General features: G+C 56.0%; 21 protein-coding genes. 12 read left to right on the forward strand and 9 right to left on the reverse strand.

Going from position 1 to position 24,056, the window contains the following annotated elements; translation table 11 throughout:
• Positions 1-86 precede the first annotated feature (86 nt).
• Positions 87-1,013, forward strand: coding sequence for a TRAP transporter small permease subunit (locus tag ACR0A1_RS03395; protein ID WP_170396594.1), 927 nt, complete (start codon positions 87-89; stop codon positions 1,011-1,013).
• A gap of 17 nt (positions 1,014-1,030) precedes the next feature.
• The gene (locus ACR0A1_RS03400) at positions 1,031-3,385 is read left to right on the forward strand and encodes a TRAP transporter large permease subunit (RefSeq protein WP_170396596.1); all 2,355 of its coding nucleotides are present in this window, start codon (positions 1,031-1,033) and stop codon (positions 3,383-3,385) included.
• Between the two features lie 53 nt (positions 3,386-3,438).
• Here the strand turns inward: ACR0A1_RS03400 and ACR0A1_RS03405 are convergent, their stop codons facing one another.
• The 5 genes from ACR0A1_RS03405 to ACR0A1_RS03425 form a co-directional block, all read right to left on the reverse strand.
• Positions 3,439-4,797 (reverse strand): dicarboxylate/amino acid:cation symporter, encoded by a 1,359-nt coding sequence (locus tag ACR0A1_RS03405; RefSeq protein ID WP_480705083.1) that lies wholly within the window; start codon positions 4,795-4,797, stop codon positions 3,439-3,441.
• A 244-nt stretch (positions 4,798-5,041) separates the two neighbouring features.
• Entirely contained in the window at positions 5,042-5,449 is a 408-nt protein-coding gene (locus ACR0A1_RS03410; RefSeq protein WP_480762581.1) for a VOC family protein, read from the reverse strand.
• Positions 5,450-5,455: 6 nt separating this feature from the next.
• Positions 5,456-6,280, reverse strand: coding sequence for an arginyltransferase (locus ACR0A1_RS03415; RefSeq protein WP_170396602.1), 825 nt, complete (start codon positions 6,278-6,280; stop codon positions 5,456-5,458).
• A 74-nt stretch (positions 6,281-6,354) separates the two neighbouring features.
• Positions 6,355-6,786 carry an RDD family protein gene (locus ACR0A1_RS03420; RefSeq protein WP_170402989.1) on the reverse strand — a complete coding sequence of 144 codons (432 nt, stop codon included), beginning with the start codon at positions 6,784-6,786 and terminating at the stop codon, positions 6,355-6,357.
• Positions 6,787-6,851: 65 nt separating this feature from the next.
• On the reverse strand, positions 6,852-7,274 hold the full coding sequence (locus tag ACR0A1_RS03425) for a DUF2852 domain-containing protein (protein ID WP_480866234.1): 423 nt from the start codon (positions 7,272-7,274) through the stop codon (positions 6,852-6,854).
• Positions 7,275-7,537: 263 nt separating this feature from the next.
• Between ACR0A1_RS03425 and ACR0A1_RS03430 the strand changes: the two genes are divergently transcribed.
• Complete coding sequence (locus ACR0A1_RS03430) at positions 7,538-8,215, forward strand: aspartate/glutamate racemase family protein (protein ID WP_480561377.1); 678 nt, start codon at positions 7,538-7,540, stop codon at positions 8,213-8,215.
• Positions 8,216-8,999: 784 nt separating this feature from the next.
• Here ACR0A1_RS03430 and ACR0A1_RS03435 read toward each other — a convergent pair.
• Entirely contained in the window at positions 9,000-9,635 is a 636-nt protein-coding gene (locus tag ACR0A1_RS03435) for a response regulator transcription factor (protein ID WP_255612072.1), read from the reverse strand.
• A gap of 215 nt (positions 9,636-9,850) precedes the next feature.
• Here ACR0A1_RS03435 and ACR0A1_RS03440 point away from each other — a divergent pair, with 215 nt between their 5' ends.
• From ACR0A1_RS03440 to ACR0A1_RS03465, 6 genes are all read left to right on the forward strand, one after another.
• A complete protein-coding gene (locus tag ACR0A1_RS03440) occupies positions 9,851-11,092 on the forward strand; it encodes a pyridoxal-phosphate-dependent aminotransferase family protein (RefSeq protein WP_480866237.1) in 1,242 nt (413 codons plus the stop codon).
• Between the two features lie 15 nt (positions 11,093-11,107).
• Entirely contained in the window at positions 11,108-12,304 is a 1,197-nt protein-coding gene (locus ACR0A1_RS03445) for a malate--CoA ligase subunit beta (RefSeq protein WP_170396612.1), read from the forward strand.
• Positions 12,304-13,194 (forward strand): succinate--CoA ligase subunit alpha, encoded by an 891-nt coding sequence (gene sucD / locus ACR0A1_RS03450; protein WP_170424786.1) that lies wholly within the window; start codon positions 12,304-12,306, stop codon positions 13,192-13,194. The genes ACR0A1_RS03445 and sucD overlap by 1 nt, the downstream gene beginning before the upstream one ends.
• Positions 13,194-14,165, forward strand: coding sequence for a 2-hydroxyacid dehydrogenase (locus tag ACR0A1_RS03455; protein ID WP_480866862.1), 972 nt, complete (start codon positions 13,194-13,196; stop codon positions 14,163-14,165). The genes sucD and ACR0A1_RS03455 overlap by 1 nt, the downstream gene beginning before the upstream one ends.
• Before the next feature lie 28 nt (positions 14,166-14,193).
• Entirely contained in the window at positions 14,194-15,171 is a 978-nt protein-coding gene (locus ACR0A1_RS03460; protein WP_480866239.1) for an HpcH/HpaI aldolase/citrate lyase family protein, read from the forward strand.
• A gap of 820 nt (positions 15,172-15,991) precedes the next feature.
• A complete protein-coding gene (locus tag ACR0A1_RS03465; protein ID WP_480866241.1) occupies positions 15,992-16,783 on the forward strand; it encodes a Gfo/Idh/MocA family protein in 792 nt (263 codons plus the stop codon).
• A 342-nt stretch (positions 16,784-17,125) separates the two neighbouring features.
• Here the strand turns inward: ACR0A1_RS03465 and ACR0A1_RS03470 are convergent, their stop codons facing one another.
• The 3 genes from ACR0A1_RS03470 to ACR0A1_RS03480 form a co-directional block, all read right to left on the reverse strand.
• On the reverse strand, positions 17,126-18,805 hold the full coding sequence (locus ACR0A1_RS03470) for a BCCT family transporter (protein WP_480866243.1): 1,680 nt from the start codon (positions 18,803-18,805) through the stop codon (positions 17,126-17,128).
• Positions 18,806-18,832: 27 nt separating this feature from the next.
• A complete protein-coding gene (locus ACR0A1_RS03475) occupies positions 18,833-19,891 on the reverse strand; it encodes an FAD-binding oxidoreductase (RefSeq protein WP_480866245.1) in 1,059 nt (352 codons plus the stop codon).
• 78 nt (positions 19,892-19,969) lie between these two features.
• Positions 19,970-20,845 (reverse strand): LysR family transcriptional regulator, encoded by an 876-nt coding sequence (locus ACR0A1_RS03480; protein ID WP_480866246.1) that lies wholly within the window; start codon positions 20,843-20,845, stop codon positions 19,970-19,972.
• A gap of 125 nt (positions 20,846-20,970) precedes the next feature.
• Between ACR0A1_RS03480 and ACR0A1_RS03485 the strand changes: the two genes are divergently transcribed.
• The 3 genes from ACR0A1_RS03485 (at position 20,971) to ACR0A1_RS03495 (ending at position 24,040) form a co-directional block, all read left to right on the forward strand.
• Positions 20,971-22,053, forward strand: coding sequence for an amidohydrolase family protein (locus tag ACR0A1_RS03485; protein WP_480866248.1), 1,083 nt, complete (start codon positions 20,971-20,973; stop codon positions 22,051-22,053).
• Positions 22,054-22,070: 17 nt separating this feature from the next.
• Positions 22,071-22,424 carry a Rieske (2Fe-2S) protein gene (locus ACR0A1_RS03490; protein WP_480866250.1) on the forward strand — a complete coding sequence of 118 codons (354 nt, stop codon included), beginning with the start codon at positions 22,071-22,073 and terminating at the stop codon, positions 22,422-22,424.
• A 692-nt stretch (positions 22,425-23,116) separates the two neighbouring features.
• Positions 23,117-24,040 carry a hypothetical protein gene (locus ACR0A1_RS03495; RefSeq protein WP_480866252.1) on the forward strand — a complete coding sequence of 308 codons (924 nt, stop codon included), beginning with the start codon at positions 23,117-23,119 and terminating at the stop codon, positions 24,038-24,040.
• Positions 24,041-24,056: the final 16 nt, after the last annotated feature.

The following is a 24,056-nucleotide window of genomic DNA, read 5'->3' on the forward strand; positions in this document are numbered from 1 at the left end:
CAGCGGGGGAGCCTTTCCTGTTGCACATAAGCGGCCCGGACATGCCGTCATAACCAAACGTGCAACCGATGCGACCTGGGGACAACATGCAGGACGAAAACGGTATCTCGTTCTTCGGCGCCCTGTGGAATGGACTGGTCTGGTTCATTCAGAACATTGCCGAAGCCTTCTATAATTTCGGATACGCCATAACGCATCCGCAGCTCTGGCTGGACTGGTCGAACAAAGAAGCAATCATGCGCTTTGTTTATTATGGCGGGTCTGTCGAGTTCTTCTTCGTGATCTTCGCGCTGTTTCTGGTGCTGACGGCCATTGGTCTTTACTATCGGAACTTCATGTGGGGAATGGTGCGCGGGCTCGAGGGCTTCGCCAATACCACTGGCCGCTTCTTTGCGTGGGCGGGATTGCTGATGGTAATTCAGCAGATCGTTATCGTCTTCATGCAGCGGGTGTTCACACGGCCGGATATGTCCTTTGGGCTGGGTATCCCTTTTCAAATGGATATCAGTTGGTTCGCCGAAGAACTTAAACTCTACAACGCCATGGTTGTGTGCCTTTGCTGCACCTACACATTCGTGCAGGGCGGCCATGTGCGCGTTGACCTGATTTATGCGGGCATCAGTCACAAGGCCAAACGCGTCGTTGATATGTGCGGGGCGGTTCTGTTCATGATGCCCATGGCCGTTCTGACCTGGATGTATGGATGGTACTTCATGTGGCGGCACCTGATCGTGCCGAAACCCTCGGCCAGTGACACGCTGGATAGGCTTGTGGCCAAGTCCCGAGCGCTGCGTTGGAACGTGGAAACCATCGGGTTTAGTCCTAACGGGTTCAACGCCTACTTCCTGTTCAAAATCCTGCTGGTGGCCTTTGCCGCCATGGTGTTCCTGCACGCGATTGCGTTCCTGTATCGCTCGTATCTGGAATACGTGGAAGGGCCGGAAAGTGAAGGAAAATACCTCGACAAGGACAGCCTTGGCGAGGGTGAAGAAGCCTACGAAGGCGCGCATTAGGGACGGAGAACCAGACAATGCTATTCGGACTTGATGGCGTCGAGATAGGCCTCATTATCGTATTTTTCTGCCTCTTCGGAGGCATTCTTTCGGGTTTCCCCGTGGCCTTTGCCATTGGTGGGGCCGGGGTGATTTCGTTCGGGATTATCGCTGCATTGGATAGTGCCGGACTGTTGATCCACCAGGCGATCGACACCGGCTCGCAAGCCTACCGCGACGTGGTGAATTCTGGCGTCAAACCTGACGTGATATCCGTGTTCCGATACCCGGATTTGCCAAGGATCGCCGAGCCGGTCTTTGTACAAGGCTGGGAAACCGCGCTGGACCGGAATGTTTCCTTCATCGTGAACCGCATGAACGAACGTGTTCTGGCCGGGCAGTCGATCGAGACGCTGCTGGCGGTGCTGATGTTCGTTCTGATGGGCATCACGCTGGAGCGTTCAAAAATTGCAAACGACCTGCTGACCACGATGGCGCGCGTCTTTGGCCCGCTGCCCGGTGGCCTTGCGGTCTCGATTGTGGTCGTGGGCGCGTTCCTTGCTGCCTCGACCGGAATCGTCGGCGCGACCGTTGTTACCATGGGACTGTTGGCCCTGCCGACCATGCTGCGGAACAACTATTCGCCGGAATTGGCGACAGGTGTGATCGCGGCCTCGGGTACGTTGGGGCAGATCATTCCACCCTCCATCGTGATCGTTCTGCTGGGTACACTGGCTGGTGACCTCTATTCGACCGCGCAGGAAACGCGCGCGGTTGAAGCCGGGTGCACCGATGCGCTGACCTATCTGGGCGAACCAGCGGTTGTTTCGGTGGGTACATTGTTCCAGGCGGCGTTGCTGCCTGGGATCATGTTGGCGCTGCTCTATGCGCTCTATGCCTTTGGCTATGCGCTGTTGAACCCGGAAAAGGCCCCGGCAGTTGAACTGTCGGGAGGCTCGGGTGAAACCATCACGCGCTCGGAAGGGCTGACCTGGCTGCTGGGTGCTCCGGTTGCTCTGATTGTTGGCGCGGTGCTTTTGGGAAGCGCGGGAGTGATTGGCAGCCAGAACATCTCGGTCTCGGCATTTACGGATATCGGGCAGGGCGCCTCGCTGCGCACGAACGTGTCCGAAGAGTGTAAGGCTTCGATGATCGAACTGCATGGGCAATCAGCCTGGGATCAGGCCGTGGCCGAGCAGGAAGCGATTGACGAAGCAGGTGGTTCGTCCGAAGCCCAGCGTCTGAGCGAAGAGGAACTGGCTGCTGCGCAAGAGGCCAAGATTGCCGCTGCAGCGCCAATCGGCAACGGCGTCGCCGTTATTGTGGTACTGCTGGGTCTGACACTGGTGCTGGGTCGCGGGATTGCACCGTCGCAAGCGCCGCAGCCTCTGATCGTCGGAGCGATTGGCCTGTTGCTGATGCTGTTGGTCGACGTGTTGCTGATCGCGCCAACGACTTCGTCCGGGGCTACGTTCCTGATACTCGCCATACCTTTTGCGCTCGCAATGCATGGGTGCAAAGAAGCTGCCGCCCGTTGCGCGACCAATGATCTGATCCGTGTGGTCTTCCCACCGCTGGTGCTGATCATCGCGGTGTTGGGTTCGATCCTTGGCGGTGTCACCAACCCTACGCCGGCTGCGGCACTGGGGGCGGGTGGAGCGATCATGCTAGCGGCCTATCGGAAACTTCAGGATCAGAACCGGTCGGGCAAAGTGATCATCTGGTCAACCTTCGCAGTGATCATCGCACTGGTGATGGGAGTGAACTTTGATCTGCGCATCAATCAGGGCAATGTTTCAGTTGAAAGCTGGATCGCGTTCATCATCGCCTATTCGGCCTACCTCTATGCGCTGTTCGGCTTGATCTACGGTTGCTGGGTGCTGTTCTCAAGTGGGGTTCTGACACCGGTGGTGCGTGAGACAGCGAAGGTGACGTCAATGGTCTTCACCATCCTGATCGGATCGCAACTGCTGAACCTGGTGGTGATTTCCTTTGGTGGAGAGCACTATATACAGCAGTTCCTGCGCAGCTTTGATAATGAATTCACGGTCTTCCTGATCGTGATGCTGGTGCTGTTCATTCTTGGCTTTGTGCTGGATTTCCTTGAGATCATCTACATTGTGATCCCGATCGTGGGCCCCGTGATCTATGGCGGATCGTTTGATCCGAAATGGGTGACCATCATGGTGGCGGTGAACCTGCAGACCTCGTTCCTGACGCCTCCGTTCGGATTTGCGCTGTTCTATCTCAGGGGTGTTGCGCCGAAAGAGGTCACCACTGGCCACATCTATCGCGGCATCATACCGTTCGTGATCATTCAGGTTGTGGGCATCGCAATCCTGTGGTTCTTCCCGTCGATTGTAACCATCGTTCCTGACCTGATCCCGAACTGATCTGTCGCATAGACTGACGAATACGGAGGCCCATTAGGGCCTCCGTTTGTTTTTCAGGAATTCGGCTGTGGGTGTGTCAGCCTTTCAAACTCCGCTTCAGTGGCATGATCGATTGCAAGGTCTGTGGTCTCGACAAGTCCGGCATTGGGATTGTCGAACGTGGCCTTGTCCAGCTTGCCGACCTTTTGCCCGACAATGGTGGTCACCACCGCATCGCCAGTGACATTCACAACCGTCCGCATCATATCGAGGATCCGGTCGACGGCCAGAATGATGCCGATGCCTTCCAGCGGCATACCCAACTGGTTCAGAACCATCGCCAGCATCACTATCCCCACACCGGGCACACCTGCCGTGCCGATTGAGGCCAGAACTGAGATTGAAATCACGGTCAGATAACCGCTCAACCCCAGATCGATGCCATAGGCGTTGGCCAGAAATACCGTCGCCACACCATGCATGATTGCGGTGCCGTCCATGTTGATCGTCGCCCCTAGGGGAATACCGAACGAGGCCACGGAACGGTCAACGCCGACGCGCTGCGTCACGCATTGCAGGCTGGCCGGAATTGTTGCGTTCGAGCTTGAGGTCGAGAACGCAAACACCTGCGCCGAGCGCATCTTGCGCAGGAATACCCGAGGGCTCAGCCCGGTCGTAAAATACAGCAGCGCCATCAACGTGACACACAGATGGAATACCAGCGTCAGGCTGATCGTGGTCAGATAGCCGATCACCGGTCCGAATAAGCCAAAGCCCTCCATCGCAAAGGTTTTGGCAATCAGGCTGAAGACGCCGATGGGGGCGAAGGCCATGACGATATTGACGATCTTCATCGCCAGTTCATTCATGAACTCGCAGCCTTCCACAAAGGCCTTGGCGCGGCTGCCCATCATTAGCACTGCAATACCAACGACCATCACGTAGAAGATGATCTGCAGCATCTCACCATTGGCCAGAGCGTTGATCGGGTTCTTTGGGATGATGTTCGCCAGTATTTCCCAAGTGGTCTGTGGGTCGGCGACGCTTACGCTATCACCGGCCAGATGCAGGCTCGTGAATCCGGTGCCCGGCCCAATGAGGCCCGCAAAAATCAAGGCAGTTGTCACGGCCAAGGCGGTGGTGGCCAGATAGGTAACGAAGGTCAGCCCTCCGACACGGCCCAGCAATTTGACATCGCCAATGCCGACAACGCCGCACAGCAGTGAGAACACAACCAGCGGCACAACAAGCATCTGAAGTGCATTAAGGAACATTTGCCCAAACATGGACAGCACACCCTGCACAAGTGTTGCGTCGAGCGCAGCGATATCGAGATAGTTCAAGACCAGACCAAAGATCGAGCCCAAGGCGAGCGCGACCAGAATCTGGGTCGTCAGCGTGGCCGAAACCAGTCGGCGTGCGGCATATGTCATTTTCCCCCTCCTTCAGAACCTCTGCGACAGGGTGGGAGGCCTGCCGTAGCGACAATAAAGCCAGCCCGGTCAGCGTCTGATTGAGCTGCGGGTTTCAGGTTTGGGCTGGACGTTTAGAAGTGCGGCTAATTTGGTGACCTTGCGTCAACTTTCAATCGCACGGGCTGGGGAAGGTCGATTAAGATTGTTTAACAATTGGGCGCAGCATGGCGGAAGGTAGTTTAACGTGATGAAAAAAATGTATTTATTTTGTCGATACAGGTGCTGAAAATTCGATCAAATCCCAACGATTTCCGAAAGGATCCCGCCAGACTGCGACAATTCCATAGGGTTCATGGCGCGGGCGCTCTTCAAATCCTACGCCTGCTTCCAGCATCGCCGCGTGATCGCGGTAGAAATCATCTGTTTCGAGGAAAAAGCCAACGCGCCCACCGGTTTGATTGCCAACCGATGCGATCTGTTCCGCGCCCACAGCCTGGGCCAGCAACAACGAAGCACCATCCGAGCCCGGAGGCGTGATCCGCACCCAGCGTTTACCATCGCCCAGATCAATATCCTGCGTCAGAGTAAAGCACAGCACTTTGGTGTAGAACGCGATCGCTGCGTCATAATCCGGGACGACCAGCGTCACCGCATGAAGGCTCTGACGCATGATAGATTAACCTTTGGTGGGGTGGCGGTCAGGCAGTTGGATGTTGGCCACCTGCTCGGCAATCGGGGCCGACGAAAGGGGGTGGTGGGCCGTATGGTCACACTGCTCGGGATTTTTAATTCGCTGCCATTCACCCTGCATATAGACCTGCAAGCCCGCGAATTTGGCCTTGTATCCCATCTTGGGGCTGCCGGGCACCCAATAGCCCAGATAAATATAGGGCAACCCAGCCTCGCGCGCGATCTCGATATGGTCGAGAATCATGTAAGTGCCCAGCGAGCTTTGCTGGAACTCTGGATCGTAGAATGAGTAAACCATGCTCAGCCCGTCATCCAGTACATCGGTCAAACTGACGGCGATCAGCTCGCCGGTTTCGGGATCGGCATATTCTACGACTCGGCTGCGGATCGGGGTTTCCTCGATCATCGCGGCGAATTCGAAGACATCCATATCGGCCATGCCGCCATCCGCATGGCGCGCGTCCAGATACCGACGGAACAGGTCGAACTGTTCATCCGTTGCCCAGGGCGATGTTGCACGTCGGATCAAGTAGGAATTGCGCTTGTGGGCCCGTTTTTGGCTTTTGCTTGGCTGAAAGGCTGACACATCGATACGGGCAGACAGACAGGCGGCGCAGTCGGTGCAGGACGGGCGATACAGAACGTTCTGCGAGCGGCGAAATCCTTGTTGCGAAAGGCAATTGTTCAATTGATCCGCACCTTCCCCCTGTAGGGCGGTGAACAGTTTGCGCTCCATCCTGCCCTCAAGGTAAGGGCAGGGCTGGGGTGCCGTCACATAGAATTGTGGCGCAATTGGCAGCGTGTGTCGCATGAAGGTCCCGCATTTCCTCGGAACCGATGATAGCAACGGTTTTTGGCGCAGCCAAGTGTTTCACTCAGGTGTTTTTAGGCGCGCTGGTTGATCATCACGGTGCCGAGGAAGGCATCGGTCAGGCCCTGACAGCGGGCGCTGGTCATCATCATGATGACCGAAATGATCTGTAGTACCGGGATCGCCATGCTGACAAAGTAACCTGCCGTATGTGCAATGGCTTTCCCCGTATCCATTCGGGCGCCAAAGGCGTCACGCAATTCTATCCCCATGAAGCGCATCCCCAGCGTGGCCGAGCCGTTGGCGATGGTAACAACGCGATAGACAAAGCTGATGACTGCGTAGATCAGCGCCAATATGAAGAAGCCCATGCCAAAGGTCAGCAGAATCGCAACTGTACAGAGCAATGAGATAAAGGCGATGTCGAACAGCCACGCGAAAAAGCGCTTGGTCGCTACGGATTGGTAGAATTCGGGTTGGCTGTCGGGGTCAGGCAGATGAGGCATAGACTGTAATCCGGGTATTGTGCAGAAACACCCTGTCCCGATGGGCGGGACAGGGCAAGCCACGATTAGGCAGGTTGTTCGCCGTTTTCGTCATCACGATTATCGCGGGCGCGTTCATCCATGAACTCGTCGAACTCGGCCTTGTCCTTGGCTTCACGCAGGCGGTGCAGGAACGCCTCAAAGTCTTTCTGTTCGCGCTCCAAACGCGCCAGGGTGTCGGCCTTGTAGGCGTCAAACGCGCTGTTGCCCGAAGGTTTCATGGCGCTCATGTGGCCTTTCCACGACGAACGGCGGCTGCAGGATTTGCTGAACATGCGTTTGCTCCAGATCATATAGGCAAGAAAGGCCAGGCCGATGGGCCAGAAGAAGATAAAGCCAAGGACCATTGCGGCGATCCAGGCGCCTTTTCCCTTGCTATCAAGCCAGGCTTCGCTTCGGTGCAGCCATCCCGGATTTTGGGGAACGGCGTGGTCGGACAATGCGGTCATGTGCTCTCTCCAGTTAGGATGTAAATGCTTTTCACATTACCAAGATGGGAGGGGGGATAGGTGGTTGCAAGGGGGTATGTGAAAAAGATTTACATTTTTCGGAATCCAGCGTCTGACCGGGCGGGTCAATCAGCGGGGTGAAGCGCGCCATGGTTTTATTCAAATTTCGACATGGATAATTGCAGCAAGTCGTTTTCTGGTTTCTTCGCTCACTGGTCCCCGGATCAAAGCCGCCTATCTGGGCGGAGAAGTGTGAGGACGCTGTGAAACTGCTTGTTGTAAATCTCAACACCACCGCCTCCATGACGCGAAAGATCGATGAAGCTGCACGGGCCGCTGCGCATTCCGAAACCACGATCATTGCCGCCAATTCGCAAGAAGGCCCCGCCAGCATTCAGGGCTATCTGGATGTCTCTACCTGTGTACCCGGTCTTCTGGAGGTCGTGAAGGCGCATGCTGATGCGGACGCAATTGTTGTTGCTTGTTTCGATGATACCGGAGTCGACGCCGTGCGCTGCGTCACTTCGGCGCCAGTCATCGGCGTTGGGGAGGCGGCCTACCACGCGGCGTCCATGATCAGTCCAAAATTTAGCGTCATCACCACTTTGTCCCGATCTCTAGCAGGGCTAGAGGCAAACTTGTTGCGATACGGCTTAGATCGCAGATGTGTCAGGGTTCGGGCTTCGGATGTGCCGGTTTTGAAGCTGGAGGAAAACGACCCCAAGACCATCGATATAATACGGGCAGAGATACGCGCCGCAATCGAAGAAGACCGAGCGGAAGCGATTGTTCTGGGCTGCGCTGGCATGACAGATCTGATGTCACAACTGTCCGAAGAGTTCGGCCTGCCGGTGGTAGATGGCGTTGCATGTGCCGTCACTTTTGCCGAAGCCCTTGTCAAATCCAGATTGACGACGTCAAAGCTTTGTTCTTATTCCTAGCCGGTTTTTTTACTAGTTGCGTCAGAGGTCGAGTGGTAGCAATGGCATGTTGCTTATCAAAATTGTTAATTGATGCGTTCAATCGTTGAAACTAGTTGATGCACAAGATCATTTGCCGCGGCGGATGGCAGGCAATGCGCAGGGCGCATGATTGAAATATTCAGCGCAACCTCGGGAAAGAATGCTCGAAAAACAACCGAAGGCGATTATTACTGCCCGTTGATGTATCCGCTCACGGTGGTCGGGTCGCAAAGAAAATGGCAAAGCTCTTTTTCGACCAGTCAAGTCAGGGTGAAAGGCTCTGAGTTCGAAGCCGTGTTCGAACCGAGCTTACTACAGAACGAAGGCAACGAGGGTTGCGATCGGGTTCGGGTCCCCCAACTGAATCGCTGCCCTTGGGCGGCCCAATAGCGATTTGGTGTCCCGTGTATATCCGAGAATTACGGGCACAAAATCTAGGCTAGAGCATCTGCGTATATCTGCGTCCAGAAATTCAGGCACAGCAACAACGCCTCAAAGTAGGCATAGCCCGCTGGTTTGCCCCTGATCTACGCCAGCCGGTCCGACGCGATGTCCATCGCCCAGATGTCATTCATACGCTCAACTTCTGATTGGCTGGAGCAGCGCGCTCAAATCAGCGGGGGTAACGCTCGACGAAAAGGTAAGTGACGCATTTGATCCGCAAAGGTCAAATCATACCCGGAATCTGTCCGTTTCATCAATTCGCTGAACCAGCCGCTTAACAATCTAAACCTTAGTAACGGACGCCACGAGGTTTCGCAGTTCACGAGTTTCCGTTGTCCAGTTTTGAAGCGTAATAGAAGGCAATCGCCTGCGCGCGGTTCTTGATCGACAGCTTGTCGTATATGTTCGACAGATGGAACTTTACCGTGTTGGTCGAAATCTGCAGCTCTTTCGACAATTCCTTGTTAGACATGCCCTGCGCCAGCGCCTCAAGGATAGCGAGTTCTTTGCGCGACAAAGTCTGCAACGGGTTTTGATGCATTTTGCGCACGTCGATATAGGGAAATACCATTTTGCCCTTAGCGACATCGACACAGGTTTCCAGCAAGCCTTCGACCTCGCCCGAACGCGGCGCGAACCCTGCGGCCCCGGCCTGCATAGCCTGACGCGGTACGTCCCCAGCCTCGTCCCCATAGACCACAAAGCGTGGCGCGTTGGTCTGCTCGCGCAGAACCTCAATCAGTTTTGCCGCGCCCAAAGCAGGAAGTTCCCAGGACACGATCCCCACCTGAACCGGCACCCGCATGACTGTGCCCAGAAATCCCTCGGCGGTCGCTGAAGTGGCCACCAGAGAGAATCGCGGGTCGCGCTCGAAGATCTCGGACATGGCCGACAGCACCAAAGGGTTGTTGTTGGCTAGCATGACATCAATGGGGCGTTGAGATGTGTCGGACATTGTTTTCCCGTCTGATTTTATCTAAACCTACCCATTTTGGTGGGGATGCTTTCAGTATACATTGGCATATTTACCAAAATGGGTAGGTTAATACCCACCTAATAAGATATGCTAAAGCTGTAGTAAGTTACGTTGTGCCCCGGCGCAAGTTTCAGTTTTCCTCTGGGTCAAGGCGATCGGCGGTATCGAACACACCCGACGCACAGGAGGAGCACATGACGTTTCAGATTTATCCAACGCTCGACATCCCCGAGACGCTGGCCGCTGGCCCAGGACCGGGAAACACCGACGCACGTGTTTTGCAGGCGTTTGCCAGCGCCGGCGTTGCCGACCACATGCAGAGCGACGTGCTGCGTGGCATGATCGAATGCAAGCACATGCTGCGTCTGATCTGGGGCACCGCCAACACCCATACCTTCGCGGTTGCTGGCACCGGATGGAGTGGGCTGGACACCATGTTCTCGGCGGTGATGCCGGGTGACAAGGTTGTGGCCTTCACCAATGGCACCTTCTCGGGCATCGATGCGATGACTCTGCGGATCAAGGCTGCAACACCGGAAGAGCACGCGACCAACCCTCTGGACCCACAAGCTGCGAGTGTCGCCGTTATTGAGGTTCCTCATGGCCAGCCCGTCACAGGCGAGATGGTCGAAGAGGTGTTGGCCACGCACAAACCGAAGTGGGCCTTCATGGCGCATTGGGAAACCGGGTCGGGTCGGGTCAACGACCTGCGTGGCTTCTCGGATGCCTGTGAACGCCACGATGTGATGGGTTTGATCGATGCCGTATCGTCGTTGGGTATCGCGGATTTCCGCATCGATGACTATCCGGGTGTCGCGGGATGGGCCTCGTGCCCGCAAAAAGGGCTGTGCTGCCTACCGCTGACCTATGCGCCGGTCAGCTTCACCGACGCCTATATCGACGCGCTGAAGACCTCCGGCGCCTATACATACGTCCACAACCCGATTTTCGAAGCACGCCACTGGGGCATCGTTGACGGGCAAGACGTGGAAAAGGGCACCTATCACCGTACCCACTCGGGCTATGCGGTCGCCGCCTTCCATGAATCGCTACGCCTGACTCTGCAGGAGGGATTGGCCAAACGTGCGCATTCCTATCGTACGCATGAGGCCGTCCTGCGCGACGCCGTCACCGCGATGGGTTGCCAGGTCACATCGGACATGCCCAGCCTTGTGGTGCTGAACCTGCCCGCAGAGCTGGCGGGTCGTGAGATGGAGTTGGTACAGAACTGCCGCGCCCGTGGCTTTGGCATCTGGCCGACGCTCAGCGCCCCGGTTCAAGTCCGTATCGGCATCCTGAACCAGCTAACCCACCAATCGGTCAGTCGCATCGTCAGGCTGTTCGCCCAGGCCATCCGCGAGATGGGCGGCTCGGTTGATTTCGAAGCCATCGAAGCACTTTTGGAAAGTCGCTACGGCACATCTATCGCTGCATAACGGGAGGGAATGCAGATGGATATCCATGAATATCAGGCGAAAGAACTTCTTTCGAATTTCGGCGTCGAGGTCCCTTCGGGGGCTTTGGCCTACAGCCCCGAGCAAGCGGCATATCGCGCGCGTGAGTTGGGTGGTGACAAGTGGGTCATTAAGGCGCAAGTCCATGCCGGCGGGCGTGGAAAGGCCGGTGGTGTAAAGCTGTGCAACTCGGAAAGCGAAATATACGAGGCTTGTGACGAGATGTTTGGCCGCAAGCTGGTGACGCACCAGACCGGCCCCGAGGGCAAAGGCATTTACCGCGTCTATGTGGAGGCCGCCGTACCGATTGATCGCGAGATTTATCTGGGCTTTGTGCTGGATCGGTCCAGTCAGCGGGTGATGATCGTGGCCTCTTCGGAAGGTGGGATGGAGATCGAAGAAATCTCATCTGAGCGCCCCGACAGTATCGTCCGCTCAATCGTTGAACCTGCCGTTGGATTGCAGGAGTTTCAGGCCCGCGAAATAGCGTTTAATCTGGGGCTGGAACCTCGCCTAATTCAGCACATGGTCCGTACCCTGCAGGGTTGCTATGCTGCGTTCAGCGAGCTGGACGCGACTATGGTCGAGATCAACCCGCTGGTCATCACTGGTGACGACCGTGTGCTGGCATTGGACGCGAAGATGAGCTTTGACGACAATGCTCTGTTTCGCCATCCGCAGGTTGCTGAATTGCGCGACAAAAGTCAGGAAGACCCGCGCGAAAGCCGCGCGGCGGATCGCGGACTGTCTTATGTCGGACTGGACGGCAATATCGGCTGTATCGTGAACGGTGCCGGTTTAGCCATGGCCACGATGGACACCATCAAGCTGGCTGGGGGTGAACCTGCGAACTTTCTGGACATCGGTGGCGGTGCCTCGCCCGAGCGGGTGGCCAAGGCGTTCCGACTGGTACTGTCCGATGACAACGTTCAGGCGGTGCTGGTCAATATCTTCGCAGGCATCAACCGCTGTGACTGGGTGGCCGAGGGCGTAGTACAGGCGCTGCGCGAGTTGGAAATCGACCTGCCGGTCATCGTGCGTCTGGCGGGTACCAATGTCGAGGAAGGTCAGAAAATCCTGGCCAAATCGGGCCTGCCAATCATCCGAGCGACAACCCTTATGGAAGCCGCTGAACGCGCTGTGGGTGCATGGCGCAACGATCTGTCCCAAAACACCAAGATGAGGGCTGTGTAATGAGCATTCTTCTGGACCGCGACACCCGCGTCATCGTTCAGGGCATCACCGGACGCATGGCGCGCCTGCATACCAAGGATATGGTGCAATATGGCACCAACGTCGTTGGCGGCGTTGTTCCCGGCAAAGGCGGAGAGACCGTCGAAGGCGTACCCGTATTCGACACCGTCAAACAGGCGGTTGAGGCCACTGGCGCCGAGGCTAGCCTTGTCTTCGTGCCCCCTCCGTTCGCGGCGGATTCGATCATGGAGGCCGCAGATGCCGGTATTCGCTATTGCGTCTGCATCACCGACGGTATCCCCGCGCAGGACATGATCCGCGTAAAACGCTACATGTACCGCTATCCTAAGGACAAGCGCATGGTGCTGACCGGTCCGAACTGTGCCGGTACCATCAGCCCCGGTAAGGCGCTGCTGGGCATCATGCCGGGCCATATCTATCTGCCGGGCACTGTGGGGATCATCGGACGCTCGGGCACGCTGGGTTACGAGGCCGCAGCGCAGTTGAAAGAGCGCGGCATCGGTGTCTCGACCAGCGTCGGCATCGGCGGTGATCCGATCAACGGCTCGTCCTTCCGCGATATCCTTGAGCGGTTCGAACAGGACGAAGACACCGAGGTCATAGCCATGATCGGCGAGATCGGCGGCCCTCAGGAAGCCGAGGCTGCAGAATACATCCGTGACCACGTCACCAAGCCTGTTGTGGCCTATGTCGCGGGTCTGACCGCGCCCAAGGGCCGGACCATGGGCCATGCTGGGGCGATCATCTCGGCCTTTGGCGAAAGCGCCAGCGAGAAGGTGGAAATCCTGTCAGCGGCTGGTGTAACGGTTGCTGAAAACCCCGCGGTGATCGGCGAGACTATCGCCCGTGTCATGGGAAAGGCCGCGTGATGGTCAAACCTTCGGTCCTTGTCACCCGTCGCTGGCCTGCCGCCGTCGAGGCGCAACTGGCCGAAAACTACAACGCCGTGCTGAATACCGGGGACATTCCGATGTCTCCGGCGGAACTCCGCGACGCGTTGAAGACATACGACGCGGTTCTGCCCACCGTCACCGACACGCTTAGCGCCGAGGCGCTGGACGTGGCCGCAGCTCAGACCAAGATTTTGGCCAATTACGGCGTCGGGTACAGTCATATCTGTGAACCGGCGGCCCGTGATCTGGGTATGACGGTCACCAACACGCCCGATGTTCTGTCTGAATGCACCGCCGATCTGGCCATGACCCTGCTTCTGATGGTCGCCCGTCGCGCCGGTGAGGGCGAGCGCGAGCTGCGCGCAGGCGGCTGGACCGGCTGGCGTCCGACCCATTTGGTCGGCACCAAGGTCAGCGGCAAGACGCTGGGCATCATCGGCTTTGGCCGCATCGGTCAGGAAATGGCCCGTCGCGCCCATCACGGGTTTGGCATGAAAATTCTTGTCCAGAACCGCAGCGCCGTGTCGCCCGACGTGCTGAAGCAGTTCGATGCGACCCAAGTCGAAACGGTGGATGATCTGCTGCCGCATTGCGACTTTGTCTCGCTGCATTGCCCCGGCGGGGCTGCGAACCGGCACCTGATCAACGGACGCAGGCTGGACCTGATGAAGCCCGACGCCTTCCTGATCAACACCGCGCGCGGTGAGGTGGTGGACGAGCGCGCTTTGGTACAGTCGCTGATGTTCGACACGATCGGCGGCGCCGCGCTGGATGTTTTCGACGGCGAGCCGCGCATCAACCCTGACCTGTTGCAATGCGACAACTTGGTGATGCTGCCGCATCTGGGCAGCGCAACAAAAGAATCGCGCGAAGCCATGGGCTTTCGCGTGCTGGACAATCTGGGCGACTTCTTCGCTGGTCGCCCACCCCGTGACCGCGTGATCTGACGCACCCTTCTTCAAAGGAGCAAAAACCATGAGCTTTTATGCCATCGAACAGGCCCCCGCGCGCCTGAACCGCAGCGAACTCGCCGTGCCGGGCAGCCAGCCCGGCATGTTCGAAAAAGCCGCGAACTCGGAGGTGGACGTGATCTTCCTAGATCTCGAAGACGCGGTAGCCCCGGATGAGAAAGAGCAGGCCCGCAAGAACATCATTCAAGCCCTGAACGATATCGACTGGGGCAGCAAGACAATGTCGGTGCGCATCAACGGGCTGGATACGCATTACATGTATCGCGACGTTGTGGATGTAGTCGAACAAGCCGGTGCGCGGCTGGACCTGATCATGATCCCCAAGGTCGGCACAGCAGCAGATGTCTATGCCGTCGATATGATGGTGACGCAGATCGAAGACGCGATGGGTTACAAGAAACGCATCGGGTTCGAGCATATCATCGAGACCGCTCTGGGCATGCAGAATGTCAGCGAAATCGCGGCGGCCTCGAGCCGCAATGAGAGCCTGCACTTCGGTGTGGCGGACTATGCAGCCTCGACCCGCGCGCGGACCACGATCATCGGTGGTGTGAACCCCGACTATTCGGTTCTGACCGACCCGGATGTCGATGCTTCGCGCGCGACCCATTGGGGCGATATGTGGCACTACGCGCTCGCCCGTATGGTTGTCGCCGCCCGTGCCAACGGTCTGCGTCCGATTGATGGTCCGTTCGGTGATTTTCAGGATCCTGAAGGCTATAAGGCAGCTGCCAAAAGGGCGGCGGTGTTGGGCTGCGAAGGCAAATGGGCCATCCACCCCAGCCAGATCGCGTTGGCGAACGAGGTCATGTCACCCAGCGCTGCCGAAGTCACCAAGGCGCAGCGTATCCTTGTTGCTATGGCCGAGGCCGAGACCGCAGGCAAAGGTGCGGTGTCTCTGGATGGTCGTCTGATCGACTATGCCTCGATCCGCCAGGCCGAAGTGATGGTCGAAAAGGCTCGCCAGATCGCGGCAGCGTGATTTTAGCCCGCATTGGGCACTGAAGTAGGGGTGCGCACGCTTGCCTCGGCAGGTCCGGGGCAGGCAACATCTGCAGACTTCGGTGGTCATTCAATCGATATGGCTGAAGTCTGCAACACAATACCCTGAACACTCACAGCCTTGCCTGAAAACGATGTTCTTCGGACCAAACCAGATAGGTTCTGTCGCAATCTACGATCCCAACTGTCGCTTGCAAGGTAGTTCTTTTGGCGGCGTTCGCAAAACAGACAGGAGCGGTATGTACTGATCTTACTCAAGGGAGCAAATTTTCCTGATGAAGTGATCTTCCACGCGGTTTTCCACTACCTGCGTTAGCGTGTTTCTTGCCGGGGCCCAGAAGAAACCATGTCGGAGCTGAGCGTAGTCTTGGACCACGCTGCACTGAACCGCCTTTTGAAGGAGACCAATAGCAGACCGTCAACTGGATAATACCTTTCGCCAAACAGGCGCTAGATCCACCAAGGTCAATGGCCAAAAGACTGCAACGGGTCCCGTTACGACAGAACCAGCTTCTATAAAGTGGCAACGGCGCAAACGCGGTTTTGAACCATGTCAATTTTGACGACGACAGCAGGGGGCCAAGACGTTCAATCAGTGTCGCATGATAGGTATTAAGCCAGATGACCTAAGCCTCGGTCAAAAACTGAATCTGCAGCATAGTGGTTTGAACAGGGCACCATGTCAGGTTCGAAAACTGTATGAACCCGTCATCGACTCGTAAGATCTCGAACAGGTTTACGATCCGGATACCGAACTATTCGGGCACATAAGAGCCTGGTTCGCAAAGAAGGGCGATCTTGTGACCGAACGTGATGCCGAGTACGCCATTCTGCGCTTCCGACAAGCGTCATCAGCTCATTTTATACTGTCTAACAACTACACGGGTTATCCAATGGTTCGTCAGGCACGTGGCATGGTGCATGCGGGCGAGTTGGGCAAGCTGCGGTTGGTGCAAGTGGAATATGCGCAAGACTGGCTGGCCGTACCCACCGCATCGGACATCAACCAGTCCGACCGGCGCACCGACCCAATTCGGTCCGGTGCTGGTGTAATTGGTGATATCGGTACTCACGCGTTCAATCTGGCACATTTTGTAACGGGCGAAGTGCCATCGCACCTTGCCGCCGACCTTTCAAGCTTGGTTCCGGGCCGCCAGGTGGACGACAACGCCCACGTCTTGATGCGCTATGCTAGTGGCGCGCGTGGAATGCTATGGGCCAGTCACGTGGCCGTGGGAAACGAAAACGGCCTGCGTTTGCGGGTTTATGGCGAACGTGGTGGTCTGGAGTGGTCACAGGAACACCCTAACCACCTACAATTCACCCGCTTTGGCCAACCTATGCAGCTCCTGACACGTGGATCAGGATCGGTGCTGCCGCAAGCCGCCCAACGAGCAACTCGTATCCCTCCGGGCCACCCTGAAGGATATTTGGAAGGCTTTGCAACCTTCTACGCCGAGGCCGCCGAACTGATCCGATGTGAGGATAAGGCGGACCACTTACTGCCCGGTCTTTGTGACGGTTTGTTGGGTATGGCGTTAATCTCAAGCGTACTGGCATCGGTCAAGACGAAGGCCGATGGTGCCGCATGAATGCATAAGGGTTCTACAGCGAAGCCTCCTGAAGTTCTAATAAATGCATCTGACCTGCGGTATAAAGTGGTCAGTTCTTTGAGCTTTTGAAAGGAACAGACTCCAAGCGTTAGCTGACCTTTACGGATCATGTGCGCGACCTCGATTGTCGGCAAAAAAGTGCGGGGCGATACTTGTAGTAAAGCGTCCACATTGGCCGACATTGTCGCAAACAACTTCAAACTGGAATACAGATTTGAATCAGTTTCAGTTTGCTCACACCTTTGATGGGTTGGCATTGAGGGCCAGACAGAAAATGGCCTCCGAAATACCGGAGGCCAATCAAAGATATTAGCTCAACCTCTACTCGGCCGGCATAGTCGTTGCGTCAGCTGAGATTGTTGTCGCGATGCCCGCTGCTTCGCGCCGCCCATCATTCCAGATTGCTTTGATCAGTGCGATGCACATCAACGCCATTACAATAGAGAAGGGCAATGCACCTATCACCATTGCAGTCTGAATTGCTCCGGTACCACCTGAGACAAGCAAGCCCCCGACAACAAGTGCCAGAGCTGCGCCCCAGAACATGATGTGAGGCCTTGCCTTGGGACCTTCGTCGCCAGCTGCGTTGATCGTATTCACGATCAGCACGGCCGAGTCTGCAGACGTGACAAGGAAGGTCATCAGCAGGACAACGATCACCGCGGCCATTGCCCACGCCAATGCTTCTGCAATCGGAGCAAGCATGTGTTCTGTCATCGCGAAGATTTTGTCGCCGTTCGCCGCATCCAGGATGACGCCGTTTGCGTCTCCGTTCAGTTCCAGGTCGATTGCCGTGCCTCCGGCCCAGGCGAACCAGACAAAGCACATTAGTGCGGGAACAATCATCGCGCCCAACACGAACTCACGGATTGTCCGGCCTCTGGAAATCCGCGCCAGGAACAAACCGACGAAAGGCGCGAACGCGATCCACCACGCCCAATAGAAGACCGGCCACCAGCCTTGCCACTGCGCAAGAAGGAACGCTTCCGACCCTTCAACACCATCAGATGTGTATACGTTTAAGCTCAGCCATGGCAGCGCGACCACATAGTCCCATATGCCTACAAAAAACGCTTTGGCGCCAAAGAAGGTCGCTCCGAACAGGATGAAGAACCCCAGAAGGAAGATCGACAGGCCCATATTGATGTTCGAAAGCCATTTGATGCCCTTGCCAACACCGGACAGGGCCGACAAGGTCGACGCGCCCATGATGACAAGCAGAGCGACGACGATACCCAAGTTTGTCGCAGAACCATCGGGCTGTGCGAGCCCACCGATGCCGATGCGTGAGAGACCTGCAACGAACTGTTCAACACCGAAGCCGAGCGTCTGGGCTACCCCAAGAATAGTGGCGACAACGGCGACGATGTCGATCAGATGACCGAGGTTGCCCGACAGTGATTTACCAAACAGTGGGGTCAATGAGGAGCGGATCGTTAGCGGCAGTCCGCGACGATAGCTGAAGAAAGCAAGCGCCAAGCCAGCTATCGCATAGCATGCCCACGCCCCGAAACCCCAATGTAGGTATGACCAAACATACGCCGTTCGGACATTGTCTGCATCCAGTGCAGTCGTCACCCCCTGAATAACGGATGGATTGTTCTTGAAATGCGCGACAGGTTCGGCGACCGCCCAAGTTAACATTCCGACACCGATGCCCGCGCCAAACATCATCGAGAACCAGGAAAAGTTAGAGAACTCGGGTTTCTCGCCCTCTACGCCAAGTTTCATACGTCCAGCAGTTGGCCAGATGGCCAGCCCAATACAGACGATGACAAATCCGGTAACAACCCAGATATACCAGGCAGCAAACTGCGAAAGAATGGCGGCATTCCAATCGCCAAGAATTCTACCCGCCTGTGTTGGCCAGACTATGCACCAAACAACCAGCAGGCTGATGACGATCTTGCTGATCACCGTCACGTTGACGCTGAACCCCCGGTAAAAACCGTTGTCAGCGGTTTTTATCGGAAGTTCCGATAGTGGTGGTTTCATTGACATTTGTATTCCTCCCTTTGAATCTCCGCTTCACACGTCGAGCGCGACCGGGCCTTTCGGCCAACTGCAACAGGCCAGCACATACCCTTGCTCGGTATCACCGGGTTGCAGGCCGCCCATGTCCTGCATCTCAACATCGCCCTGAGTGAGGCGCACTTTGCAGTTGCCGCAAACGCCCTGCTGGCAGGCCGAGTCGATCCAGACGCCTGCGTTCAGCGCAGCCTCTAGCAAGGTCTCGCCCTCGGCGGCATGACCGTGCAGACCGCTGAGTGAGAAATAGACCTCACCCCCCGTGCCGCTGCTTTCTTCGATAGTGATCTTTTCGCCAAAGCTTTCTTCGTGGACAGCGGCAAACGGAATGACAGAAGCCACATCACGGGCTGCTTTCATGAACCCTTCGGGACCGCACATGAAAATGCTGCGCTCGGCGTGATCAGGCACAAGTCGCTGCAGCAAATCTGCCGATATCTGACCGATTTCACCCTCAAACCCATCATTCGCTTCATCCACAATGGTATGGATGGTCACGTTGGCGAAGCGTCGGTTCAAAAACTCAAGCTGGTCGTGGAAAATGATGTCCCTCGGCGAGCGAGCGAAATGCACGAAAACGATGTCTTTCGGCAAGGTCACGTCGGTGACGTATTGCAGCATCGACATGACCGGGGTGACACCCGAGCCACCGGACAGGAACAATGGCTTATCGCTGGGGATATCCACCCAGTTGAAGCCACCGGTGATATCTGCAATCTCGATCTCTGTTCCGGGGACCATCTGATCGTTCAGATAGTTGGACACAACCCCACCGGGCACGCGCTTGACGGTGACCTGAATGTTGTGGGGCCGGGTCGGCGTGGACGAGATCGAATAGGCGCGTACATGCTGCTTGCCCTCGATCTCGAAACAGAAGGTCACGTATTGGCCTGGTTTGAAGTCGAAGCTGCGGTTTTGCGTGTCTTCAAAGACGAAGGTCTTGCTGTCATGCGTTTCATCGATCACCGCTTTGCAGGTCAAAGTGGCAGGCCCACCTGCGTAGCAGGGTTGGTTGTTGGCTGAACTCAGGGAAAACGGACTGTCCGTCGCAACGAGCATCTTGCGGAAACCTCCAGAATAGGGTTCGCGCGAGGATAATGGTGCGAGGGGACTGAAAAACGGTGCAGAATTGCGGTATCAATCGGTTAAAGCGATTGATCTGTGTTGGATTAGTTCTTTGAACAGGGTGACAGCTTGCGCCACCAGCGGATCATGGCGTTTTCGAACGTGCACGATGGAATAGATGGGCTGTGGGATCACCGGTGCGTCAGTAACCTGTTGCAATGTTGGATACTCGGCACACAGACCCGGTGCGGCAAATCCGGGGAAATATGCCGTTCCGCCGCTGGCTTTTAGGAAATCCAAAGCCAGATCATTGCTGCCCACCAGGGTCGAGCTTTGCGGCTGATCCAAAAACGCCTCGTCATGCTGGCGGTCAAAATATGATGTGTAGGTTACCTGAATGTAGCGCGTCCATGGAACGTCCTCGATACGGTCACAATCGGTGGACAGCATTACATAGCTTTCGCTGCCCAATTCGCTGACAAACATGTCAGGCGCCCGCTGCGGGACAAAAACAATACCGATATCGGTCTCGCCGGTCAGAACATCCCGCTGTATCTGTTGTGAGAAATTCGCCTCGAGATACAGGTCAAGATACGGGTTTCTTTCCCTGACTGCCTTAGTCCAGTCTATCAGCACGGATCGGGCCAAACTGAACTGAACTGATATACGCAAGCGTTGCCTGTTGCCGCTGCCACCCGCCTCAACATCGCGTCGTGCCAGACTCCAAGCAGCCAGAAGTGACCGGCAATGGGTCTCAAAGCGGCGCCCGGCGGCCGTGGGTTCAGCCCCGCCGCGCCCCCGTTCGAACAGACGCGTGTCCAGCTCCTGCTCCAACTGACGGATGCGAGCGCTGACCGTGGATTGGGTCACATTCAGACGTTCGGCGGTGCGGTTGAAGTTCCGCGTTTCCAGAACATCCATGTAGGTCACTAAAAGCTGGCGATTCATTTAATCGGTAATCCCGATCGATAGGTGCGTTTCAATTGTATTTATTTGCCAAAGTTTCGCAGATATCAAGCATCGTTGAACAAGATGTAAGCCCGCCCTTTTGGCGCCAGCAACAGGAGAAGTTCATGTTCATCGTCGATTGCGACTGCCACAACTATTGGTGCAGCGCCACGGTTCTGGAACCCTACATGGAAGGTCTTTTCAAGGACATGTTCGTCCGGGGTGAACGCACCGGCCCACGTGGTGCATTCCCACATGGCCATCGTCCCTGGTTCCACCCCGAAGGATTTGCCCGCCATGACGTGAATCCAGTTAAGGAAGACGACAACTACTTGATAATGAAGGAGAAGCACCTCGATAAATACAATATCGATGTTGCGATCCTGACCGGCGACGAACCGATCGAAGCCTCAACGCTGGCCAACCCTTATTACGCCAATGCGCTGTGCAAAGCCTATAACGACTACATGATCGACTACTGGCTGCCCAAGGACGAGCGGTTCTGGGGCTCGATCGTGGTGGCACCGCAGGACCCGTATCTGGCCGCCGCTGAAATCCGCCGAGTTGGCGGCCACCCCCGTGTCGTTCAAGTTTTGGTGAGCCACGGTGCCGCACGCCCTTATGGCGACCCGTTCTATCACCCGATCTATGAGGCTTGCGCCGAAATGGGCTTGCCATTCGCTATGCATCTCGGCGGACAGGGCGGCATCAACTCGACCCCGATCGGGGCCGGGCCTTCGACCTTTTTCTGGGAAACCCACGCGATCCTGCCGCAGACGGCCATGACCCACATGGCCAGCCTGATCGCCCACGGCGTGTTTGAGAAATGGCCGGGCTTGAAAGTGGTAATAGTCGAATGTGGCGTCGCCTGGGTGCCCTCGGTTCTTTGGCGTCTAGATGCGAACTACAAGGCGCTGCGAAAGGAAACGCCGTGGCTCAAGCGTCTGCCGTCCGAGTACTTCAAGTCGAACATCCGCATGTCGACCCAGCCGTTGGAGCAGCCCGCGAATATCCAGCACCTGTGGGCCACGCTTGAGGCGATGGATGGAGAGAACACCCTGATGTTCGCGTCGGACTATCCGCATTGGGACTACGACGACGTCAACAAGCTGCATGTCCCGCCCGCATGGCGCGAGAAGATCTTCGGACTCAATGCGTTGGACGTATATACCCGTCTGCCACGCCCGATGGCGCATGCCGCCGAATAAAGAAGGAGACATCGACCATGGCAAACAAGTATTTCGCCTGCAAAACTGATGAAGTCCCCAGCGACGCGGCAAAGATCGTCACAGTTTCGAACATACCCATCGGCGTTTTCAAACTCGACGACGGTTATCACGCTTTGCTCAACATCTGTCCTCACAAAGGTGCGGCCCTCTGCGAAGGCCCGGTCTGCGGTACGACCCGCCAAACGGACTCAACCGAATTTGTCTATGATCGCGCCGGTGAAATCGTCCGTTGCGCCTGGCACGGTTGGGAATTCGACATTCGCAGCGGTGAGTTTCTTGTGGATTCGTCCATTAAAACGAGACGCTTCGATGTATCAGTAGAGGGCAGTGATCTCTTCGTGCATCTGTAAGAAGCGGGTTTCACGACGAAGGTCAGAAATATTAGGCAGTTCAATCTTTCCTCCCAGCTGCCTGCGCTGGCATTGTCTAGGCATAGGCAATGCCAGTTCTATTTTTGAAACTGGAGATCTATCGCTGCGCTTCTCGTATTGGCTTGGAGGATGGCTATATGCACGTTCTGATTGGCCTACAGGAGGGCGCTCACCCTGGCCAGATATTTAATGAAAACAACTCATGGCTTGGCTAAGCCATTCTTACCAGCGCCCAAAACTATTTATTTGATTGGCTTCATGAGGCATTGGGCATTTGCCACTTTTATGTCCCAGAAAACAGCAGACCGCGTAAATAGCTGTTCAAGGCCTTCTTGAAAACCATTGGGCTCATGAGATTTTCAAACTAAGGAAATGCATTTGAGCCCATATTTTACACGCCAATTCAGGTCCATTCGCAATTATCCCGCTTCCTCTGATCTACTGCAGTATCGAGTATTCAACTACAGCGGATTTACGTCTCAGTAATTCAGGCCGAGCGACGCAGCCCATCGGTTAAACGTTTCATTAAGAACGCTTAATAATCAAACCCTTCCATAGGGTTTGCGCAATGGCTGCATACATAGTTTTCCGAGGAGCAATCAAGGGAGGTCGCTGAAATGAATGTTGTGAACACAACTCATTGGCCGTTCGGGTCAGAGGAGAGTTTCATCTTGTCGACCGAACCAGGCCTAGCTTCGCAAGGCGGCGTATCTAGTTCGATTGATCAAGTCGATTTGCCTTTTTTGAACCTCGATCCCCATGATCTCGAAGGGAAAGAAGATCTGCCGGATATCGAACTGCGCGGGTTTTGGGACGGGGTGATCGACAGCACGGTCAGCGCGTATCAAGGTGCTGGGTCTCACGAGGTTGAGTTCAATCTTTCGATGGTGAACCACGAGATCGCGACACGCGGAAGCGCCACGCTCATTTCCGAGCTGTACCATACACAGCAAGTCGCGCTTGAAACCATAAGCATGCATGGAACGGACATACCTGTTTCTTACGAGGCCCGGTCCGCCTTTGGATTTGAGGGCGTTCACATTGGTCAGGCAGCACAGTTTCAGCATCTGTCTATAGCCAGCGAACAGGGGGAGATGTTCGATGTGCATGGGTTCGATGCAAATGGCGATCTGGTTCTGGCGTCATGCGGCTATTACGAAGTCGTCGAGATCGCAGGCAAGCTTCATCAAAACGGAATTTCTGATTTTGCGCTTAGTTTCGAGGTGTCGTTCGAGCTCGAAATGAATGAGACCGGTCTTTATGAAGTATTTGCTGCGGTCTCGTTCGATGGCCAAATTGACTTTAACGACGGAATGTCGCGCTTTTTTGAGTTTGAAGAGGATATGTATTTCCCAGCTCGCGATCTGGGGAGTGTGGAATTTGGCCCTTTGCCAGATGGCTTGTTCCAACAACTGGCGATGTTCCAGGCTCATATGGGTGACGCCTGGGACGAGTTGGTGAGTTTGAACGATCAGCTTGAGGCGGTGTTTTTGCAGCTTCGTGAAGACGAGCACTATGATGAGTGGGATTTGGCCGGGCAGGGGATTGAAAATCCGTTCACTTTCGATTTGCCGCCAGTGGATCAGTGGCTATAACGATTTGGACATTCGG

It is taken from the genome of Ruegeria sp. D6, from assembly GCF_056534365.1.

Bases quoted from the DNA above. Each gene is read 5' to 3' on its own strand.
- ACR0A1_RS03480 (WP_480866246.1), bottom strand. From the start codon at position 20,845: ATGAATCGCCAGCTTTTAGTGACCTACATGGATGTTCTGGAAACGCGG.
- ACR0A1_RS03485 (WP_480866248.1), top strand. From the start codon at position 20,971: ATGTTCATCGTCGATTGCGACTGCCACAACTATTGGTGCAGCGCCACG.
- sucD (WP_170424786.1), top strand. From the start codon at position 12,304: ATGAGCATTCTTCTGGACCGCGACACCCGCGTCATCGTTCAGGGCATC.
- ACR0A1_RS03435 (WP_255612072.1), bottom strand. From the start codon at position 9,635: ATGTCCGACACATCTCAACGCCCCATTGATGTCATGCTAGCCAACAAC.
- ACR0A1_RS03475 (WP_480866245.1), bottom strand. From the start codon at position 19,891: ATGCTCGTTGCGACGGACAGTCCGTTTTCCCTGAGTTCAGCCAACAAC.
- ACR0A1_RS03445 (WP_170396612.1), top strand. From the start codon at position 11,108: ATGGATATCCATGAATATCAGGCGAAAGAACTTCTTTCGAATTTCGGC.
- ACR0A1_RS03455 (WP_480866862.1), top strand. From the start codon at position 13,194: ATGGTCAAACCTTCGGTCCTTGTCACCCGTCGCTGGCCTGCCGCCGTC.
- ACR0A1_RS03425 (WP_480866234.1), bottom strand. From the start codon at position 7,274: ATGACCGCATTGTCCGACCACGCCGTTCCCCAAAATCCGGGATGGCTG.
- ACR0A1_RS03415 (WP_170396602.1), bottom strand. From the start codon at position 6,280: ATGCGACACACGCTGCCAATTGCGCCACAATTCTATGTGACGGCACCC.
- ACR0A1_RS03440 (WP_480866237.1), top strand. From the start codon at position 9,851: ATGACGTTTCAGATTTATCCAACGCTCGACATCCCCGAGACGCTGGCC.
- ACR0A1_RS03405 (WP_480705083.1), bottom strand. From the start codon at position 4,797: ATGACATATGCCGCACGCCGACTGGTTTCGGCCACGCTGACGACCCAG.
- ACR0A1_RS03470 (WP_480866243.1), bottom strand. From the start codon at position 18,805: ATGTCAATGAAACCACCACTATCGGAACTTCCGATAAAAACCGCTGAC.
- ACR0A1_RS03420 (WP_170402989.1), bottom strand. From the start codon at position 6,786: ATGCCTCATCTGCCTGACCCCGACAGCCAACCCGAATTCTACCAATCC.
- ACR0A1_RS03490 (WP_480866250.1), top strand. From the start codon at position 22,071: ATGGCAAACAAGTATTTCGCCTGCAAAACTGATGAAGTCCCCAGCGAC.
- ACR0A1_RS03400 (WP_170396596.1), top strand. From the start codon at position 1,031: ATGCTATTCGGACTTGATGGCGTCGAGATAGGCCTCATTATCGTATTT.
- ACR0A1_RS03410 (WP_480762581.1), bottom strand. From the start codon at position 5,449: ATGCGTCAGAGCCTTCATGCGGTGACGCTGGTCGTCCCGGATTATGAC.
- ACR0A1_RS03395 (WP_170396594.1), top strand. From the start codon at position 87: ATGCAGGACGAAAACGGTATCTCGTTCTTCGGCGCCCTGTGGAATGGA.
- ACR0A1_RS03460 (WP_480866239.1), top strand. From the start codon at position 14,194: ATGAGCTTTTATGCCATCGAACAGGCCCCCGCGCGCCTGAACCGCAGC.